This window comes from Paenibacillus sp. OT2-17, from assembly GCF_009827695.1.
GTDB classification, from domain to species: domain Bacteria; phylum Bacillota; class Bacilli; order Paenibacillales; family Paenibacillaceae; genus Paenibacillus; species Paenibacillus polymyxa_B.
The window spans coordinates 1-2,270 of the sequence record NZ_WUDQ01000582.1 but is presented as its reverse complement, the minus strand read 5'-3'; the positions used below and the strand labels follow the sequence as shown (position 1 = coordinate 2,270).

2 protein-coding genes and 2 pseudogenes are annotated in these 2,270 nt (G+C 44.8%); all 4 read left to right on the top strand.

Features of this window, described 5'->3' with window-relative positions; translation table 11 throughout:
- Nucleotides 1-124 precede the first annotated feature (124 nt).
- Nucleotides 125-418 (top strand): annotated as a pseudogene (locus tag GRP75_RS30070) (Gfo/Idh/MocA family protein); the annotation flags it as partial.
- Nucleotides 419-420: 2 nt separating this feature from the next.
- Entirely contained in the window at nucleotides 421-591 is a 171-nt protein-coding gene (locus tag GRP75_RS30065) for a hypothetical protein (RefSeq protein ID WP_233903743.1), read from the top strand.
- Nucleotides 592-609: 18 nt separating this feature from the next.
- Nucleotides 610-1,358: pseudogene (locus GRP75_RS24835) on the top strand (sugar phosphate isomerase/epimerase family protein).
- The coding region (locus tag GRP75_RS24830; RefSeq protein ID WP_160790659.1) for a Gfo/Idh/MocA family protein at nucleotides 1,351-2,270 on the top strand (920 nt) is incomplete at its 3' end. The pseudogene GRP75_RS24835 and the gene GRP75_RS24830, both read left to right, overlap by 8 nt.

Here is a 2,270-nt window from a genome sequence, read left to right as displayed (position 1 = left end):
CAGATTGTTCATGTTTTAATCATATTATTCATTTTAAACGAAACAGAAATAGAATACTATGTGAACTGTAAAGCTTACATGTTAGATGAGAAAGTACATGTTGGAGGCCAAGGAGTGTGACGACGTGGAACGAATGAAGGCCGGGATTATCGGATGCGGTACTATTAGCTCGGTATATCTTGAAAATCTCCAAAAGAGCCCACTTATTGAAGTGGTGGCCGTCGCTGATTTACTAGATGAGAGGGCCAAGGAGAGGGCCGATGAATTCAACATTGAAAACGTATACAAGGTGGATGAATTGCTTCGTCAGCCTGAGATTGAGCTTGTATTTAATCTGTCAGTGCCTGGCAGCCATGCACTGACAGATGTGGCGATACTAGAGGCAGGCAAGCATGTGTACAGTGAAAAGCCTTTGGCGCATTGAAATTCACGGACCATCGTGCTAATGCTGAGCTGGCCTACCATGTGTTAGAAGCCATGCATGCTTTTCAGCGCTCATCATTGGAAGGCAATCACATTACGATGGAAAGCACGTTCAAGCCGGACGAGGATTTGTATTATGGAACAGATATAATGGAAAATTCATCCTAATTAAAGAGGTGAAGGGTAATGGCTAAAGTAGGATTGCAATTGTACACAGTAAGGGAAGAGCTTGAACAGGATTTTGAAGGTACATTGCGCAAGGTAGCTGAGCTTGGCTATAAAGGGGTAGAATTTCATACCTTTTTCGGACGCAATGCCAAGGATGTCAGAGCGCTTTTGGATGAGCTGAATCTGGAAGTTGTCGGAACTCATATACAATATTCTCGTTTGTTGGATCATTTGGATGAGGAGATTGCATACCACAAAGAATTGGGCAATAAGTACCTAATCGTTCCTTATTTAACCGAAGAACAGCGACAGTGGGATGAAATTTTTGCTAATTTGAATCGTATTGGTGAAAAAGTGAAAGAACAGGGCTTGATACTGGCTTATCATAATCATGATTTTGAATTGACAGAAAAAATCAATGATCGCCCGGTATTCGATGCTTTATATGATGCGGTTTCCGATGATTTGTTACAGGTCGAAATGGATACTTGTTGGGTATACTATGGGGGCTATGATCCAGTGGAATACATCGGACGTTATAATGGACGCCTGCCTATCATTCACTTAAAGGATATGGCACGTGACGAGCAACAAAAAGCAAAGGCGAAGTGCAGCTTCAGGCCATTACAGACGCCGCTATTCCGGCAGGTGTGGATTGGGTCGTCGTGGAACAGGATTTCTGCTCAAACCCTCCAATCGAAAGCATTGAAACCAGCATTAAATGGCTCCAACAATACGCAGCTCAGGGAGGAAATATTCATGTCTAAAACACTCAAAATCGGGATTATTGGTTGTGGAGGCATTGCCAACGGCAAACACTTGCCGAGTCTTGCCAAGCAGAAGCGTGCAGAAATCGTTGCATTCTGTGACATCATTCAGGAGCGCGCTGAAGAGGCAGCAGAAAAGTTTGGAGTTGAAGGGTCGCAAGTTTATAGTGATTACCGTCAGTTGCTAGAAAATAAAGACATTGAAGTCGTACATGTGTGTACACCCAATGACTCGCACTCAGAAATTACCGTAGCGGCGCTTGAGGCAGGTAAGCATGTGCTGTGTGAAAAGCCGATGGCTAAAACTGCTGAGCAAGCACGGGAGATGCTCGATGCAGCCAACCGCACAGGTAAGAAGCTATCTATTGCGTATCAAAACCGATATCGTGATGACAGTTTGTATTTGAAGCAATTGGTTGAGCAAGGAGAGCTTGGAGACATTTATCTGGGCAAAGCCATTGCTCTACGCCGTCGCGCGGTTCCGACTTGGGGAGTATTCTTGGATGAAGAGAAGCAGGGCGGTGGTCCTCTTATTGATATTGGCACGCATGCACTCGACCTGACACTCTGGCTGATGGATAATTACAAGCCTAAAAGTGTACTAGGTTCAACCTTCCATAAGCTAGGGGATCGTAAAGATGCGGCAAATGCCTTTGGGCCTTGGAATCCTGAGGAATTTAAGGTAGAGGACTCAGCTTTTGGTTTTATTACGATGCAAAATGGAGCTACGATTGTACTGGAATCCAGCTGGGCATTGAACGTTGTAGAGTTTGGCGAAGCGAAGACGCTGTTATGCGGAACCGAAGGCGGAGCTGATATGCAGGATGGATTGCGCATTAACGGGGAAAAGAACAGCCGCTTGTTTGATACGAAAATAGATCTGGATGCAGGCGGTGTTGCCTTTTACTCTGG